Source organism: Paraburkholderia susongensis, assembly GCF_900177725.1.
GTDB classification, from domain to species: domain Bacteria; phylum Pseudomonadota; class Gammaproteobacteria; order Burkholderiales; family Burkholderiaceae; genus Paraburkholderia; species Paraburkholderia susongensis.
This window is the reverse complement of the sequence record NZ_FXAT01000001.1, coordinates 622,085-638,025: the sequence shown is the minus strand read 5'-3', so window position 1 is coordinate 638,025 and position 15,941 is coordinate 622,085. Positions and strand designations below refer to the sequence as shown.

At 64.8% G+C, this 15,941-nt stretch carries 14 protein-coding genes; 11 read left to right on the top strand and 3 right to left on the bottom strand.

Annotated features, from left to right (window positions below):
- Positions 1-5: 5 nt before the first annotated feature.
- A complete protein-coding gene (locus tag B9Z01_RS02905) occupies positions 6-1,631 on the bottom strand; it encodes a benzoate-CoA ligase family protein (protein WP_085480738.1) in 1,626 nt (541 codons plus the stop codon).
- 183 nt (positions 1,632-1,814) lie between these two features.
- Positions 1,815-2,282: a DUF4863 family protein gene (locus B9Z01_RS02900; RefSeq protein ID WP_085480737.1), complete on the bottom strand. Its 468-nt coding sequence runs from the start codon at positions 2,280-2,282 to the stop codon at positions 1,815-1,817.
- A gap of 227 nt (positions 2,283-2,509) precedes the next feature.
- On the opposite strand from B9Z01_RS02900, the gene B9Z01_RS02895 reads away from it, so the two are divergent.
- The 7 genes from B9Z01_RS02895 (at position 2,510) to B9Z01_RS02865 (ending at position 11,316) form a co-directional block, all read left to right on the top strand.
- Positions 2,510-3,523: a helix-turn-helix transcriptional regulator gene (locus tag B9Z01_RS02895; RefSeq protein WP_085480736.1), complete on the top strand. Its 1,014-nt coding sequence runs from the start codon at positions 2,510-2,512 to the stop codon at positions 3,521-3,523.
- Positions 3,524-3,640: 117 nt separating this feature from the next.
- Entirely contained in the window at positions 3,641-5,311 is a 1,671-nt protein-coding gene (gene boxC / locus B9Z01_RS02890) for a 2,3-epoxybenzoyl-CoA dihydrolase (RefSeq protein ID WP_085480735.1), read from the top strand.
- Positions 5,312-5,418: 107 nt separating this feature from the next.
- A complete protein-coding gene (gene boxB, locus B9Z01_RS02885; protein ID WP_085480734.1) occupies positions 5,419-6,846 on the top strand; it encodes a benzoyl-CoA 2,3-epoxidase subunit BoxB in 1,428 nt (475 codons plus the stop codon).
- Positions 6,847-6,908: 62 nt separating this feature from the next.
- A complete protein-coding gene (gene boxA, locus B9Z01_RS02880) occupies positions 6,909-8,150 on the top strand; it encodes a benzoyl-CoA 2,3-epoxidase subunit BoxA (RefSeq protein WP_085480733.1) in 1,242 nt (413 codons plus the stop codon).
- A gap of 214 nt (positions 8,151-8,364) precedes the next feature.
- Positions 8,365-8,994: a sigma-70 RNA polymerase sigma factor region 4 domain-containing protein gene (locus tag B9Z01_RS02875; RefSeq protein ID WP_085480732.1), complete on the top strand. Its 630-nt coding sequence runs from the start codon at positions 8,365-8,367 to the stop codon at positions 8,992-8,994.
- Positions 8,991-9,764: a hypothetical protein gene (locus tag B9Z01_RS02870; protein WP_085480731.1), complete on the top strand. Its 774-nt coding sequence runs from the start codon at positions 8,991-8,993 to the stop codon at positions 9,762-9,764. The genes B9Z01_RS02875 and B9Z01_RS02870 overlap by 4 nt, the downstream gene beginning before the upstream one ends.
- Positions 9,765-9,879: 115 nt before the next feature.
- Positions 9,880-11,316 (top strand): caspase family protein, encoded by a 1,437-nt coding sequence (locus B9Z01_RS02865; RefSeq protein WP_085480730.1) that lies wholly within the window; start codon positions 9,880-9,882, stop codon positions 11,314-11,316.
- A gap of 76 nt (positions 11,317-11,392) precedes the next feature.
- Here B9Z01_RS02865 and B9Z01_RS02860 read toward each other — a convergent pair whose 3' ends face one another.
- Positions 11,393-11,743 (bottom strand): helix-turn-helix domain-containing protein, encoded by a 351-nt coding sequence (locus B9Z01_RS02860; protein ID WP_085480729.1) that lies wholly within the window; start codon positions 11,741-11,743, stop codon positions 11,393-11,395.
- 307 nt (positions 11,744-12,050) lie between these two features.
- On the opposite strand from B9Z01_RS02860, the gene B9Z01_RS02855 reads away from it, so the two are divergent.
- The 4 genes from B9Z01_RS02855 (at position 12,051) to B9Z01_RS02840 (ending at position 15,924) form a co-directional block, all read left to right on the top strand.
- Positions 12,051-12,335 carry a hypothetical protein gene (locus tag B9Z01_RS02855; RefSeq protein WP_085480728.1) on the top strand — a complete coding sequence of 95 codons (285 nt, stop codon included), beginning with the start codon at positions 12,051-12,053 and terminating at the stop codon, positions 12,333-12,335.
- Between the two features lie 56 nt (positions 12,336-12,391).
- Positions 12,392-13,339: a hypothetical protein gene (locus B9Z01_RS02850; protein ID WP_085480727.1), complete on the top strand. Its 948-nt coding sequence runs from the start codon at positions 12,392-12,394 to the stop codon at positions 13,337-13,339.
- Between the two features lie 3 nt (positions 13,340-13,342).
- Positions 13,343-13,678, top strand: a complete 336-nt coding sequence (locus tag B9Z01_RS02845; RefSeq protein ID WP_085480726.1) for a hypothetical protein — start codon at positions 13,343-13,345, stop codon at positions 13,676-13,678.
- Between the two features lie 248 nt (positions 13,679-13,926).
- A complete protein-coding gene (locus B9Z01_RS02840; protein ID WP_085480725.1) occupies positions 13,927-15,924 on the top strand; it encodes an OmpA family protein in 1,998 nt (665 codons plus the stop codon).
- Positions 15,925-15,941 lie beyond the last annotated feature (17 nt).

The window sequence follows — 15,941 nt, the reverse complement described above, 5'->3', positions numbered from 1 at the left end:
TCACCTTATGATTGTTCGCGCAGCTTGAAGCGTTGAATCTTGCCGGTGGCGGTCTTGGGCAGATCGTCGGCGAACACGATATCGCGCGGATACTTGTGCGGCGCGAGCCGCTCCTTGACGTAGGCTTTCAGTTCGTCGGCAAGTATCTCAGATGGCGCGAACTCATGCTTCAGCACGACGAACGCGCGCGTCTTCACGAGGCCGCCGTGATCGACGCCGACCACCGCCGCTTCGAGCACGGCGGGGTGCTCCACGAGCACCATTTCCACTTCGATCGGCGACACGTACTGGCCGCTCACTTTCAGCATGTCGTCACTGCGGCCCGCGTAGACATAGCAGCCGTTCGCGAGGCGCCGGTACTTGTCGCCGCTGCGAATCCATTCGCCGAGAAACGTCGCGCGCGACTTCTCGCGATTGCTCCAGTACATGAGCGCCGCGCTCGGCCCCTTGATGTACAGGTCGCCGACTTCGCCATCGGGCACCGGCTGGCCGGCTTCGTCGCGCAATTCGACTTCGTAGCCCGGCACCGGCCGGCCGGTCGTGCCGTATTCGACTTCGCCCGCGCGATTCGACAGGAAGATATGCAGCATTTCCGTCGAGCCGATGCCGTCGAGAATCTCGGCGCCGAAGTGCGCGGTGAAGCGCTCGCCGACCTCGCGCGGCAGCGCCTCGCCCGCCGAGGCGCAGATGCGCATCGCGACATCGGCGCGCGCGGGCAGATTCGGCGAGACGAGCATGCTCGCGTAGAGCGTGGGCACGCCGTAGAACACGCTCGGACGATGCCGCACGAGGCGCGAGAACACCGCGTCGGCGGTGGGGCGCTCGGCCATCAGGATCGCGGTGGCGCCGACCGATAACGGAAAGGTCAGCGCATTGCCGAGTCCGTACGCGAAGAACAGTTTGGCCGCGGAAAACACCACGTCGCTTTCCACGATGCCGAGCACCGGCTTCCCATACAGTTCGGCGGTCCAGTACAGGTTCGCATGCGTGTGGACCGTGCCCTTCGGTTTGCCGGTCGAGCCCGACGAGTAGAGCCAGAACGCGATGTCGTCGCCGCTGCTCGCCGCGCCCTTGAGCGCGGGTGCCGTGGCGTCGAGCAGGTCTTCGAAGCGTGGCGCGGTATGTGGCGCGGTCGGCGGTGAAACAGGCGGCGCGTCTGTGGGCGCCCTCGGCTGCGAAACGATCAACTGGCAGCCGTCATGATCGATGCTCTCCAGCGCCTGTGTGACGGTGGGCAGCAAGGCTTCCGAAACGATCACCGCTCGCGCATGGCTATGCGTGAGCATGTACGTATAGTCGGCGGCCGTGAGCAGCGTGTTCGCGACGACCGGCACGACACCCGCATAGAGCGCGCCGAGAAACGCGACCGGCAGCGAAACCGTGTCGAGCATCACGAGCAGCACACGTTCCTCGGGATGCACGCCGAGTGTGCGCAGTGCGCTGGCACAGCGCCGCGCGCGTTCTTCGAGTTCGCCGTAGGTCGTCGCACTGGTGTCGTCGATATAGACGAGCTTGCTCGCGCGCGCCTCGTTCAATTCGAACAGATGGCGCGCGAAATTGAATAGCGGGGGCGGCGGCGCGACCGGCTGAGGCGCGGTCGTTTGCAGCAGGGCTTCCGGCAGGGCTTCCATCTGTCTCCTCCATCCATGGTGGCGGTCCGGCTGTTCTGCGCTCGTGATCCGCCCGATGCTTGCTGTTTGCGTTTGCGCGGCTTCGCGCTGCCCGGCCGCTGGCCGGTGCGTGTGCCAAGCGCGTGTCCTAAACGCGTGTCCCAGGCGCGCGTCCTGATTCCTCAGGAGTCCGCCGTCGCGTTCTCAGGCCGTGGTGAATTCGATCGCGCCTTGCGGCAGCAGATACAGCACGAGCGCCTGGCCGTTAGCGACGGTCGGACGATGCGCAGAGCCCGGACCGTACACGCACCAGCCGGCCGGATGGCCGTCGAAGGTCGCTCCGTCGGTGAGCGGCATGACCAGATCTATTTCGCCGTGCGGATGAACGTGATGCGGACCGGCAATGTCCCGCATATCGACGACGTCGACGGAAAAACCGTGGGTATCGGGCAGCGCCTTGAAGATGCGGCCGTAGCGGATGCCGCCCGCTTCGCGGCTGCACAGCCACCCTTCGGCGACGCCGCTGCGGCACGCGTTTGCGAGTTCGCGGAAGGTGGGGCTGTCGGCTGGCCAGATGTCGTTCAGCCATGCCGCGAGAGAATCGTCGAGCGGCCGCCCGTCGAGTTGCGCGGTCACGCCGGCGATCAGGCGTTGGAATTCATGCGGGGACATGCGAGCCTCCAGAAGAGCGCGTTCACGCAGACCCGAGGTTCCGGCACCGGAACCCAGGTTCATGTGTGCTGCCGCGCCGTCTCCATGACGCTGCCGGAGAAGTCCGGCGGCGTTCTGATAGTTCGGGATCGTTTGTGATTGGATCAGCTTTTGGCGAAAATTAAACCGTTCACCAAGTGCGTGTCAAGCACTATAGTACATGTATTGAGGTTGCGAGGTCACATAACATGAATCAAAAGAACTCTCCCGCACCGTTGGACGAAGCCGCCGCCGATGCCGACGCCGACACCAGCCGCGCCGAGCGCAGCGAGCGGGGCATTGAGCGCGGAGCCGAACGTGGCGCCGATCGCGAAGAGCGCGATCCGTTTCTGACCGCGATGGGCGAGCGCGTGCGCCTGCTGCGCGCGCGCCGCGGCATGACTCGCAAGACGCTCGCGGCTGAAACCGGCCTGTCGGAGCGGCATCTCGCGAATCTGGAATCGGGCGTCGGCAATGCGTCGGTGCTCGTGCTGCGGCAGATCGCGGCCACCCTGAACTGCACGCTGGCCGAAGTGATCGGTGATGAAACCACGGCGTCCGCCGAATGGCTGCTGATCCGCGAATTGCTGCGGGGGCGCGACCAGGCGGCCTTGCAGCGCGCGCGCGTGGCGCTCGCCGAGATGTTCGCGCTGGCGCCGCGCGACCCGCACCGCAAGGACCGCATCGCGCTGATCGGCCTGCGCGGCGCCGGCAAATCGACGTTCGGCCGCATGCTCGCGCAGGAGCGCAAGGTGCCGTTCGTCGAACTCACGCGCGTGATCGAACAGCTCGCGGGTTGCCCGCCGTCGGAGATTCATTCGCTCTACGGCGCGAGCGCGTACCGGCGCTACGAGCATCGCGCGCTCGAGGCCGTGATCGCGGAGCACGAGCGCGCGGTGATCGCGTCACCGGGCGGGCTCGTGTCGGAGTCGGGCACGTTCAACGCGCTGCTGTCGCACTGCTTTACCGTGTGGCTGCAGGCCACGCCCGAGGAGCATATGCGCCGCGTCGTCGCGCAAGGCGATCTGCGGCCGATGTCCGGCAACAGGGAGGCGATGGACGACCTGAAGCGCATCCTCACGGGCCGCGCCGAGTTGTACGGACGCGCCGACATGAGCTTCGACACGAGCGAGAAAACGCTCGCCGACGCGTACCTGCAATTGCGCGACCGGCTTGCCGCGCGCCTCGCGGCAGAAGCGCCGGAGGAGACGCGCGTCGGTTGAACTGCATTGGGGCGTCAGGGTTTTTACTCGAATATGCATTAAAGTGCTTTACTTGGTTGTGTTGGTGCATTATTGTTCAAAAAACAGATTCGCATCGTCCAGTCAGGAGACGCCCCCATGTCCACAGTACAAACCGCCGCCGCGCCGGTCGACTACCGTACCGATCCGTCACAGTACCGGCACTGGAAACTGAGCTTCAACGGTCCAGTTGCGACGCTCGGCATCGATATCGCTGAAGACGGCGGCATTCGCGACGGCTACAAGCTGAAGCTCAATTCCTACGACCTCGGCGTCGACATCGAACTGCACGACGCGATCCAGCGCATCCGCTTCGAGCATCCCGAGGTGCGCACGGTGGTCGTGACGAGCCTGAAGGACCGCGTGTTCTGCTCGGGCGCGAACATCTTCATGCTGGGCCTCTCGACGCACGCGTGGAAGGTCAACTTCTGCAAGTTCACGAACGAAACGCGCAACGGGCTCGAAGATTCGTCGCGTCATTCGGGGCTCAAGTTTCTCGCGGCGGTGAACGGCGCGTGCGCGGGCGGCGGCTATGAACTCGCGCTCGCCTGCGACGAAATCTATCTGATCGACGACCGTTCGTCGTCCGTATCGTTGCCTGAAGTGCCGCTGCTCGGCGTGCTGCCGGGCACCGGCGGCCTGACGCGCGTCACCGACAAACGCAAGGTACGCCACGATCGCGCGGACATCTTCTGCACGGTGGTCGAAGGCGTGCGCGGCGAGCGCGCGAAGGCATGGCGTCTCGTCGATGAAGTCGTGAAGCCGAATCAGTTCGACCAGGCGATCCACGCACGCGCGCTCGAACTCGCCGCGCAGAGCGATCGTCCTGCGGGTGCAAAGGGCGTTGCGCTTACGCGTATCGAGCGCACCGAGCGCGAGGACGGCCTCGGCTACAAGACCGTGGACGTTTCCATCGATCGCGCGAAACGAGTCGCGACCTTCACCGCGCGCGCGCCGCAAGACGCGCAGCCGGCGGAGATCGACGCGATCGTCGCGGCTGGAGCTACCTGGTGGCCGCTGCAATTCGCCCGCGAACTCGACGACGCGATCCTGTCGATGCGCACCAACGAGCTCGAAATCGGCACGTGGGTGTTCAGGACCGAAGGCGATGCGCGCAACCTGCTCGCCGCCGACGCCACGCTCATGCAGCACAAGGACCACTGGTTCGTGCGCGAAACGATCGGCATGCTGCGCCGCACGCTCGCGCGCATCGACGTATCGTCGCGCTCGCTCTTCACGCTGATCGAGCCGGGCTCGTGCTTCGCCGGCACGTTCGCGGAATTCGCGTTCGCCGCCGATCGCACCTACATGGCCGCGCTGCCGGACAACGAAGACGAAGAGCCGGCCATCACGCTGTCGGAAGTCAATTTCGGGCTTTATCCGATGGTCACGCACCAGTCGCGGCTCGCGCGCCGCTTCTATGAAGAAGCCGAGCCGCTCGACGCAGTGCGCTCGCGGATCGGCCAGCCGGTCAAGGCGCTCGACGCCGAGCGCCTCGGGCTCGTGACCGCGTCGCCCGACGACATCGACTGGGCCGACGAAATCCGCCTCGCGCTCGAAGAGCGCGCGGCGATGTCGCCCGATGCATTGACCGGCCTCGAAGCGAATCTACGCTTCAACGGGCCGGAGACGATGGAGACGCGCATCTTCGGCCGTCTCACCGCCTGGCAGAACTGGATCTTCAACCGGCCGAACGCAGTGGGCGAGAAGGGCGCGCTCAAGGTGTACGGCAAGGGCAGCAAGGCGCAATTCGACGTGTCGCGTGTTTGATACGAGTTCGATACACGCGACGCCTCAACCGATGCACGACTGACTCAACGACGCCGCCTGCCGATACGCGCCTCTCGCCATTGCAGCTTCCGAACAGGGAAACGACCATGTCCACGATCAACTACAGCGAAAAGATTCCGAACAACGTCAACCTCGCCGACGACCGCGCCTTGCAGCGCGCGCTCGAGCAGTGGCAGCCGAACTTTCTGTCGTGGTGGGGCGACATGGGCCCGGAGGGCTCGCACGGCTACGACGTCTATCTGCGCACCGCGGTGAGTGTCGACGCGGGCGGCTGGGCGCACTTCGACTACGTGAAGATGCCGGAGTACCGCTGGGGCATTTTTCTCACGCCCGGCGAGCAGGACCGCAAGATCCATTTCGGCGAGCACAAGGGCGAAGCGGCATGGCAGGACGTGCCGGGCGAGCATCGCGCGAATCTGCGCCGCATCATCGTCACGCAGGGCGACACGGAGCCGGCCTCGGTCGAGCAGCAGCGCCACCTCGGCCTGACCGCGCCTTCGCTCTACGATCTGCGCAACCTGTTCCAGGTCAACGTCGAAGAAGGCCGCCACCTGTGGGCGATGGTCTATCTGCTGCATCGTTACTTCGGCCGCGACGGCCGTGAGGAAGCCGAAGCATTGCTCGGCCGCCGCTCGGGCGACGACGACAATCCGCGCATTCTCGGCGCGTTCAACGAGAAAACGCCGGACTGGCTCGCGTTCTACATGTTCACGTACTTCACCGACCGCGACGGCAAGTTCCAGTTGTCGGCGCTGGCCGAGTCGGGCTTCGATCCGCTCGCGCGCACGACGAAGTTCATGCTGACCGAGGAAGCGCATCATATGTTCGTCGGCGAATCGGGCGTGTCGCGCGTGATCCAGCGCACCGCGCAAGTGATGAACGAACTCGGCACCGACGACGTCGCGAAGATTCGCGCGGCCGGCGTGATCGATCTGCCGACCATCCAGCGCTATCTGAACTTCCATTACTCGGTCACGATCGACCTGTTCGGCGCCGATCATTCGTCGAACGCGGCGACGTTCTATAGCTCGGGCCTGAAAGGCCGCTACGAGGAAGGCAAGCGCGACGACGATCATCAGTTGAGCGGCCACAGCTACAAGCTGCTCGACGTGCAGGACGGCAAGCTGGTCGAGCGCGAGGTGCCGATGCTCAATGCGATGAACGAAGTGTTGCGCGACGATTACATCAAGGACTCGGTTGCGGGCGTCGGGCGCTGGAACAAGGTGCTCGAGAAGGCCGGCGTCGATTTCCGTATGACGGTGCCGCACAAGGCGTTCAACCGGCAGATCGGCACGTTTGCGAGTACGCGCGTGTCGCCCGATGGCCGTGTCGTCAGCGAGGCCGAATGGGCCGCCAACGAAGCGAAGTGGCTCGCCACGCCGGAAGACCGCGCATTCGTCGCGTCGCTGATGGGCCGTGTCGCGGAGCCGGGCAAGTTCGCGAACTGGATCGCGCCGCCCGCGATGGGCGTGAACCGTCAGCCGGTCGATTTCGAATACGTGCGCTTCAACTGAGGCACGAGGGGCACGAAAGGCACGCGCCGCCGCGCGCGCCGTATTACCAGGTGGAGGAAGTCATGAACGGCCCAGTGTCGATCGAAGTTCTGAGGCAGCATCTGATCGATCCGGAAATCTGCATTCGCTGCAATACCTGCGAAGAGACTTGCCCGGTCGACGCGATCACGCACGACGACAACAACTACGTGGTGAAGGCGGATGTCTGCAACGGCTGCATGGCGTGCGTGCCGCCGTGCCCGACCGGTGCGATCGACAACTGGCGCACGGTGCTGAAGGCCGACGCGTATTCGATCGACGAGCAGCTCACGTGGGACGTGCTGCCGGAGCAGAACACGATGGCGGTGCCCGCCGTGGAGGAAGCGGCGGGCGCGGGCGTGCCGGGCGATGCATCCGAAGAAGCGGACGGCATCGAAGTCGACACGGTGCGCGGTGCGCTCGTGCCGCCGTGGTCGGCCGCGAAACCGTACGTGAATCTCTACACGCACAAGACGCCGACCACCGCGACCGTGGTCGGCAACTACCGGCTCACGGACAATTCCACAGCGAGCGATATCCATCACATCGTGCTCGATTTCGGCTCGATGCCGTTTCCGGTGCTCGAAGGCCAGTCGATCGGCATTCTGCCGCCAGGCGCGAGCGCCGACGGCCGCGCGCATCACGCGCGGCAGTATTCGGTCGCCAGTCCGCGCGACGGCGAGCGGCCCGGCTATAACAACGTGTCGCTGACGGTCAGGCGTGTGTCGCAGCAGCACGGCGATGCCATCGACGGCGTCTGCTCGAACTATCTGTGCGATCTGAAGAAGGGCGACGTGGTCAACGTGATCGGCCCGTTCGGCAGCACGTTCCTGATGCCGAATCATCCGAACTCGCATCTGCTCATGATCTGCACGGGCACCGGTTCCGCGCCGATGCGCGCGATGACCGAGTATCGCCGGCGCAAGCGTCTCAAGGGCGCGACCGGCAAGCTGATGCTGTTCTTCGGCGCGCGCACCAAGGAAGAGCTGCCTTACTTCGGACCGCTGATGAATCTGCCGAAGGATTTCATCGACACCACGCTCGCGTTTTCGCGCACGCCGGGGCAGGCGAAGCGCTACGTGCAGGATGCGATGCGCGAGCGCGGGCCGGACGTCGCGAACCTGCTCAAGGACGACAACACCTATATCTACGTGTGCGGGCTGAAGGGCATGGAAGACGGCGTGCTGCAGGCGTTGAAGGAGATCGGCGAGCAGCATCGGCTCGATTGGGAAGCGCTGTGGGCGAAGTTGAAGCGCGAAGGGCGGCTGCATCTGGAGACGTACTGACGCCGCCGCGGACGCGCCGCGCTTTGGGCGGCAGTCCGAGCCACGGCCTCACGTGCTCCGTGAACATGTCGTCCTTGACGGCGGGGCGGTTTCGTCTGTCCAGCGGGGCCTCGAAACGTCATGGCGCACGCCGGCCGCCGCCAGTTCCTGTTCCCATTTAATTCTGATACTCTGCGCACACTAAAGATAAAGCGTCGTTCTTCGACTCAGAAAAATGGACCACGGGGCTTCCACCGCGATCGGGCAATTGCTCGCGCATCGCGAGCGGTTTCACGATTTCTTCATGTTGTTGCGCAAGGGCTTCTTTCGCCTGGCGCGCCGCCGCTTTCCCTGGGCGCGCGACTTCGATATCGAAGAGAGTCTGCACGAAGCGCTCGTCGCGGTACTCCAGCAGCGCGGCAATTTCAGCGTGCCCGCGAACGAACTCGACGACCATCCTGCATTCGAGGCGCGCCTTGCGGCCTATGTGCGTGCCGCGGCGTTGAACAAGCTGACCGACCGGATGGACAAGCTCGGTCACGAAGTGAAGACGCTGGTGCGAATCGACCAGGATGAGCGCCCGGGCGATCTGCTCGACGCGTTGCTCGCCGACGCGGGCTATGTCGCCGATACCCCGGAAGATCATCTGCGTCACGCGCGGCGGCTGGAGATTCTCGGGCGCTGCTTGCGCCAGTTGACGAGCCTCGCGCGCCAAACCATCGAACTCGCGCTGCGCGGCCATACGGACGTGGAAATCCAGCAGCGCACGGGGGCGGGTTCGGCCGTAGCGGTGCGGCGGCGCGTGTCCGAAACGAAGAATGTATTGATGCGCTGCGCGCTCGGCGTAAGCGGAGGCATGGCGTGAACGATACCGACCTGCCCGGCGGCGCGAGCGCGGATGCGAGCGATGCGCAACACGACACACTGCTTGCGTATCTGCGTGGCGAGCTGAGCGTCGCGCAAACCCGCGCGCTCGCGATGCAACTGACGACGAACCCGGCATTGCGCGACGAACTCGAATGGCTGCGCGCGCTGGCGCAGCAGACCACCGACGATTACGTGGACGCATCGGCCACAGACGCGTTCGCCCGGCTGCAAGCAGCGCTGGGTTCAACGGCGGCTGCATCTGCACTGGCATCCGCACCCGCGCGCTCATCCGCGGTGGCTCCGGCAGCCTCGGCCACTTCAGCCGCTTCATCCACGGCCGCTTCAGCCGCAAAGCGCTCAGTCCCACACACGCCTAACGTTTTGACGCGGCTGCGGAACTGGCTGCGCAGCGCCGCACCGGCATTGCAGCCGGCGCTTCTCCTGCTGGTGATCGCGCAGGCCGGCGCGCTCGGTTATCTGGTGAGCGGCGAACATCGCGTGAGCGAAACCACGCCGCTCGTGCGTGGCGCGGGCGCATCCTGCCTCGACGTCTGGATCACGCCACGCGCTGACGCCAGCGTTCAGGCGTTGCGCGACTGGTTGCTGCAATACGGCGGCTCGCTTGCCGCCGGCCCCGATCCGGATGGCCGCTTGCGGGTCGCATTGCCGGACGCCGAGGCCCGCGCGGCCTTCCTTCACGACCCCGCGGCAGCGCGCGTGGCGCAGCGCGTGGACGATGTGAGCGCCTGTCAGTCGCCATCGAATTGATTGAATCGACGCGGGAGAGTCATGTCGAGCAACGCCACTACACGGCGGATCAACGGCGGGGCCGCGGCCGGCGTGCCGCATCGCGCCTTCGACGTTTCATCCGCCTGAGGTCCTCATGCGCGTTTCTTTTCGCCGTGTTCTGCTGACTCTGCTGTGCCTGGCCGTGGCCGGCATCGCCACCTGCGCCGATGCCGCATCCAGCGCCGCGCCGGCCTGGCCCATGCCGTCCGGCGCGAAGGTCGCGCTGGTGATCGGCAACAGCGCGTATGCGGGCGCCGACCGGTTGCTCTCGCCTGCCAACGACGCTCGTCTGATCGGCGAAACACTGCGCCAACTCGGCTTCGACACGCACGTGAGCGAAGACCTGTCGCGCGATGAATTCAACGGTGCGGTGGACTGGCTGGCCGCGCACGCGCAAGGCGCTCAGGTCGTGGTGTTCTATTACGCGGGGCACGGCTTCGAGGCGAGCGGCGACAACTTCCTCGTGCCCGTGCGAGCCGGCGTGCCGATCAACGCGATGACGCGCGCGATCCTGCTCGAGCGCGCGATCCGCCTCGACATGGTGCGCACCAAGGTCAAGGCCGCGCAACCTGGTTCGTTCATTGCGCTGATCGATGCATGCCGGGTGCCGTCGCGCGGCGGCGCGGGTGCGGCGCTCAAGCGCGAGAGCGCCGCGCGCGGCGAACTGATCGCCTATTCGACGGCGGGGCAGGCGTCCGCGTACGATTCGATGCGCACCTTCGGTACCGCCGTCGATGACGGTCCGTTTGCCTACTATCTGTCGATGTATATGAAAGCGCCGAACGCGACGATCAAGGGTGCGCTCGAACAGACGCAGCAGCAGGTCAGCGACATCACGCGCGGCCAGCAGCGTCCGTGGATCGAGAGCGGCTTGATCGGTGACGTGACGCTCGCGCGCGCCGCGCCGCCGAACCTGCCGGCTCCCGCGCCGCTCGCGGCCGTCGAGGGGCAAACGCGTGGACAACCGCGTGGACAAACGCACGGACAAAACCACGGCGCGCTCCCGCAGCAGAACGCGCCGGCTGCGGCGAACTTCGGTGGCGCGGGCACGGTGGCCGCCGACGCTGCCGCGCAGCAGCGCGCCGATTCTTGGGACGACGCCGAATACCGCCTCACGATGAGCGCGCAACACAGCAGCGCCGCGTCGATTCGCAATCTGCGCGGCCGTCCGCACGACCCGGCCGCGCTGACGACACTCGGCATGATGGCGGAAGAGGGACTCGGCATGCCGCGCGATACGCGAGCCGCGCTTGCGTATTACCGGCGCGCGGCACAGACGAATTATCCGATTGCGCAGACCTTGCTCGGCGAGGCGTACTTCGAAGGAAAGATCGTCAACCGCGACTATGACGAAGCCGAAAAATGGCTGGCGCGCGCAGCCGCGCAAGACTACACGCGGGCCAAACTCGACCTCGCGCAACTGCGCGCCGAAACGGGCCAGGGCGATGCCGCGCGAAACCTGGCGGAAGCCATGACGACCATGATGAATAGCATGGCGCGTCAAAGCCGCAGGCCGCCGCCGGTGCAGTAGGGCGCAACTGGGCGGCGGGCGTCGCGCTGGCGACGCTGCGCCTGGGTTCTATCTTTGTCTCCGCCCGTGCTTTCGCTCAAGCCCCTTTGCGCAGACGCTGCGCCAGCGTCGTGAGCCATTCCATCAGCATCTGCCGGTCTTTTAACGACACCCCTCGCAGGGCGCCTGCGATCGCCACGGCCTGATCGTCCTCGCGCGTGGATGCGCCGGACAGAAACTCCTCGGTACGGCAACCAAACAGCTCGGCCAGTTCGACCAGCCGAACGATGGTCGGAATCGCCGTGCCCCGTTCGACGCGCGCCACCGCTTCACGGCCGAGCGCCAACTGTTCGGCCACCTGCTCCTGCGTCAAACCCGCCTCCACACGCTTGCGCGCGATCGCGCGCCCCACGGCTTCCGCCAGCGCCTGTTCCTGCTCTCTGTCCATGTCTCTGCACCGTTTGATTTGCTACCTTAATAGTCGCATTGCTACTTGTTGACATACAGTGCTCTTTGGGTTTCAATGCAACCTAAAAGGTTGTGTGGCGAATTGATACATTGCATTGGCCGTGGCGGCGCAAGCCGAAAAACGGGTTCAAAAAAATTTCGCCAGCAAGGCGAACAAATTGGCACTTCGACCGAATACACCAATAAGACGCCCAATCGCGTCGATCCGGTCCGCGGCTGGTGGGCGAACCCGCTTTCTTTACGCGAAATCTTCGCAACAACGGTCATCGATAAGAAATATAGAATCCATGGAGCTGCAATTCATTCTGGACAATGTCCCGCAGGCTTTTCATTCCGATACCAATGTGTTTGTCGCCGGCTGTTTTATCTGTCTCGCGTGGCCGCGGATAGAAATTACCGCCGACTCGAAAAAAGCCGTGGTGATGTGCCCAAGCGAAGAATGGGCATTTCCGCGCGACAACACACCGTTGATTCCATTCCTGAAACGATTTCCCGGTTTGTGTGCGTCGGTGATCGACGCGCATCCCCGCTTGCAAAGAAGTTTTCTCGACTATTGCAACAACCTTGAATGAAGCGCGGTTTTAAACCGATGTTTTTTTAATTCTTTACCAGTGCCATCAAATACACAATGAAACAGACCACGACCGCTTTGCTTTGTATCAGTGCCAGCCTGTCCATTCTGCTTGCCGCCTGCGGGGGCGGCGGCGATGGTGGCACCCCCGCCGCGTCGGGTGGCACGGGCGCCACGGGCACGCCCACCACGCCCGCGCAGGGCAGCGTGACGCCGCTCGCATCCGGCTCCAGTTATGTCGGCACCGTGGGCTTCGGCGATACGATCCGCGTGGATCTCGACCAGCCGGCCGCAGGCAGCTTGACGCTCACGTTCGTCACCTCGCAATTCGGGCTGAGCGGGCAGGTGAGCGGCAGCTATCAGAACGACAACGGCCAGATCACGGTGAGCAACCTGACGGCGGCGGCCGGCTCGCCGCTGTCGCCGGCGCAGGCCACCGCGCTGAAGCTGTCCCTGTCGCTGTCGAAGGACGCCGACGGCGCGGGCCTGCTGAGCGGGGCGCTGTCGAACGTGCCGAATCTGCTCGGCGGCGGCGGGCTGCTGCAAGGGCAGCTCGCGCTCACCAACAACGGCGTGACCGGCCTCGCGCAACTCGCGGGCACCTACAGCCTCGTCTCGCTGACGGGCGACTATAGCAAGCTGGGCGTGCCGGTCGGCTGGCAGGAGCCGGAGGCCGGCCAGGTCAAGATCAACGCGGATGGCAGCGCGCGCTTCTGTTTTGGCAAGGCGTATGCCGACACCTGCACGAACGTCGATCCGTCGACCGGCGCCACGCTGACCGACACCGCGACGTTCAGCCCCGACCCCGATCAGGCCAGCTACCCCGGCGCGTTCGATATCACGATCGGCGGCCAGACCATCGGCCGCGCGTTCGTTACGCGCCAGGGCGGCAACACGACGCTGTTCGTCGACCGCTTCGGTTTTGCGCCGGAAGGCAATCCGCGCACCGGCTCGTGGGTGCTGACCACGACCCGCACGCTGCGCAGCGGTGACTATGACGGCTAGTGGGTGTGCCTCGAGCCCGACACGACGCCCGGCAATGTGCTGACCGGCAAGGCCGACGTGATCGAGTCGACCATCGCCGGCGGCCAGATGGTGAACGCCGACGGCACCTTGCATCAGGCGCTGAGCTACAACGCCGCGTTCGATCTCGATGCGGCGGCGCGCTCGAGCGCCGATCCGGTGATTGCGCAGGGAATCGACGGCATGATCGCCGCGCAGTTTCAACTGACGGCGGGCAAGGAAACGACAGTGTTGTTGCCCGTCAACAGTACGACGATGTATTGGCTCGACGAGCCGAACGGTTCGGGATTCTTTGTGATGGGTCTTTGCAATAAACGCTGACGCGCCGGGAAAATAATCGGCGAATCCGGTTGCGTGCGTGACTGGCGGACGCAACCGGGTGATTTTCTCATCACCGGGACATGCAAAAATGAATCATTATCGAACACGCGCAAACGATTTCGCGTACATAAAACGGCCAGATCATTCGCCGGCTTATATTCAGGGTAAGGTATTTGTAATTAAAAAATCATTGATTAGCAGCCGTAATCCCATGCTAGGATCACGCCCAAATAGAAAGATAGGTAGTAATGCGCGATGCCGCTTTAATGCCGGCATTGTCGTACGGGGTCGGTCGCACGCTTGAGAGGGCGGTTGGGTCGCGGCTGTTGCTAGACATTTCGAAGATAATAACGGCGAATATGAAAAGGCCGATTTGTGTTGCCTTGATCGCGACGGTCGGTGTAAGCGGCTGCGCGGATATGCAGGGTGGTCAAACCAATGGCGCGTCCTCGGGAAGCGCCAATCACGCGTCCAACGGATTCGCGCAGTTTATTCAAACCCATTTCGACAATGCCGATCCGTGCTCGGATAACGCGCGCAATATCGGCGGCGTGGGCGGGGCGGTTGTCGGCACGGCCATCGGCGTGGCCGTCTCCCGAAACAAGCTGATTGGCGGCCTGATAGGCGCGGCGATCGGTGCGGCGACCGGCGGTCTGGTCGGTCACGCGTTCGATGCGCGCCGCTGCGCGCTGTCGAAAATCGCGAAGGCCAACAATCTCGACATGACGGTGAGCCCGGTCGCAGTGGCCGACGGCGATTCGCACGCGCAACCGGTTGGCCTCAGCGTGTCGATCAAGGACATGCCGCGCAACATGGAATTCCGCAGCGGCTCCGACACGCTGACGCCCGAAGCGCAACGCTATTTCGGCGAGATCGCGGAACAGTACCGGCCGCAAACGCGTCTCGCGAGCGCGAGCACGCCGCAAGAGCGGGCGGCGGTGGCGAGCACGCGCATCCTCCTGATCGGCCACACCGACGACACCGGCGACTCGCAGCACAATGCGGATCTGTCGGAGCGCCGCGCCCGCGCGGTGGCGAAGCTGTTCGCGGCGAAAGGCGTGCCGGCCGACTCGGTGTTCTATCAGGGTGCCGGTGAAACCTTGCCGATCGCGGATAACCGCACGGAAGAAGGCCGCGCCAGCAACCGCCGGGTGGAAATCGTCGATCTGACCGACGTGAAGTCCGACATTCTGTCGAACTACCTGAGCAGCCGCACGCCGAATTACCAGTACTACCGCCCGGTCGATCGAACGGCGCAAGCCGACGCGCACGTGGCGGCCGACAGCGGCGCACACGAGACGCCGCGCGCCGGCTCGCGGCGCGCAAAAGGCAGGGCGACGGGCAAGGCGGCGGCCGTGGCCGATGCCAATAGCCGTTCGGCTGGCGTCCGCACGGATACGGATAACGCGAGCGCGGCGGCTGCGGCGGCCACGTCGGCTTCCGTCGCGACGAACTCGGCGAATGCAACGAACGCGGTAAGCCCAAGCGCCGCTGGCACGAACACGACGGCGAAAACCGCTGGCGCCGGTAGTGCGCAAACGCCGGCTGCCGCGCTTGCATCGGCTACACCGTCGAAGCCCACGGCTACCGCATCGGCCTTTGCCACGGCCGCCGCTCCCGCTACGGGAGGCGTGGCCGCGCCGTTGTCCGTCAAGGCCGGCGAAGTCGATTTCGGCTGGCACGAAGCAGCGCCCGCGTCGCTCGGCGTCAACTTCGGCAGCGTGACGCAACAGAAATCGGCGCTGTCGATTTTCTCCGACGCCAAGGCCGACGACGCGCCCGTCTCGCGCACCTGCGCGAACGACCGGGTTCGCGTGGCCAACAGCGTGAAGTCGGTCAGCAACGACGCCGACCTCAACCTCAAGACCTCGCAGTACTACCCTGGGCTTTACGACACATCGTGGGCGCAGACCGTCAACGGTCATCTGGTCGCGCTCAAGAACGTGGCCGTGCTGCGCGATGGCGCGGCGCCCGTGCACAACCCGGAACTCGTCGTCTATCAGGACTACACACCAGCGCAGGCGCAAAGCGCCAGGCCCTCGTTTCAGCTGCACCCGCGCGTGAACGCGTATCCGGTCAGCCAGGGCGTGCTGTATCGCGTGTTCGTCGACAACGGCAAGCTGTTCAATTGCATGGACATCGTCTTTCCGAAGACGGCGCCGTTCGTCGCGAGTCAGGGACAACTCGTGCGCGCGCAACAGGGCAAGTATTACGCGGCCGACTTCCGGCCCGCCATCGCCAGATAAGGCCAGATAAATACCGT

Excerpts from the sequence above, each read along its gene's own strand:
- B9Z01_RS02900 (WP_085480737.1), bottom strand. The coding sequence starts at position 2,282 with ATGTCCCCGCATGAATTCCAACGCCTGATCGCCGGCGTGACCGCGCAA.
- boxC (WP_085480735.1), top strand. The coding sequence starts at position 3,641 with ATGTCCACAGTACAAACCGCCGCCGCGCCGGTCGACTACCGTACCGAT.
- boxB (WP_085480734.1), top strand. The coding sequence starts at position 5,419 with ATGTCCACGATCAACTACAGCGAAAAGATTCCGAACAACGTCAACCTC.
- B9Z01_RS02840 (WP_085480725.1), top strand. The coding sequence starts at position 13,927 with ATGCGCGATGCCGCTTTAATGCCGGCATTGTCGTACGGGGTCGGTCGC.
- B9Z01_RS02865 (WP_085480730.1), top strand. The coding sequence starts at position 9,880 with ATGCGCGTTTCTTTTCGCCGTGTTCTGCTGACTCTGCTGTGCCTGGCC.
- B9Z01_RS02860 (WP_085480729.1), bottom strand. The coding sequence starts at position 11,743 with ATGGACAGAGAGCAGGAACAGGCGCTGGCGGAAGCCGTGGGGCGCGCG.
- B9Z01_RS02875 (WP_085480732.1), top strand. The coding sequence starts at position 8,365 with ATGGACCACGGGGCTTCCACCGCGATCGGGCAATTGCTCGCGCATCGC.
- B9Z01_RS02905 (WP_085480738.1), bottom strand. The coding sequence starts at position 1,631 with ATGGAAGCCCTGCCGGAAGCCCTGCTGCAAACGACCGCGCCTCAGCCG.
- B9Z01_RS02850 (WP_085480727.1), top strand. The coding sequence starts at position 12,392 with ATGAAACAGACCACGACCGCTTTGCTTTGTATCAGTGCCAGCCTGTCC.
- B9Z01_RS02855 (WP_085480728.1), top strand. The coding sequence starts at position 12,051 with ATGGAGCTGCAATTCATTCTGGACAATGTCCCGCAGGCTTTTCATTCC.
- B9Z01_RS02895 (WP_085480736.1), top strand. The coding sequence starts at position 2,510 with ATGAATCAAAAGAACTCTCCCGCACCGTTGGACGAAGCCGCCGCCGAT.
- boxA (WP_085480733.1), top strand. The coding sequence starts at position 6,909 with ATGAACGGCCCAGTGTCGATCGAAGTTCTGAGGCAGCATCTGATCGAT.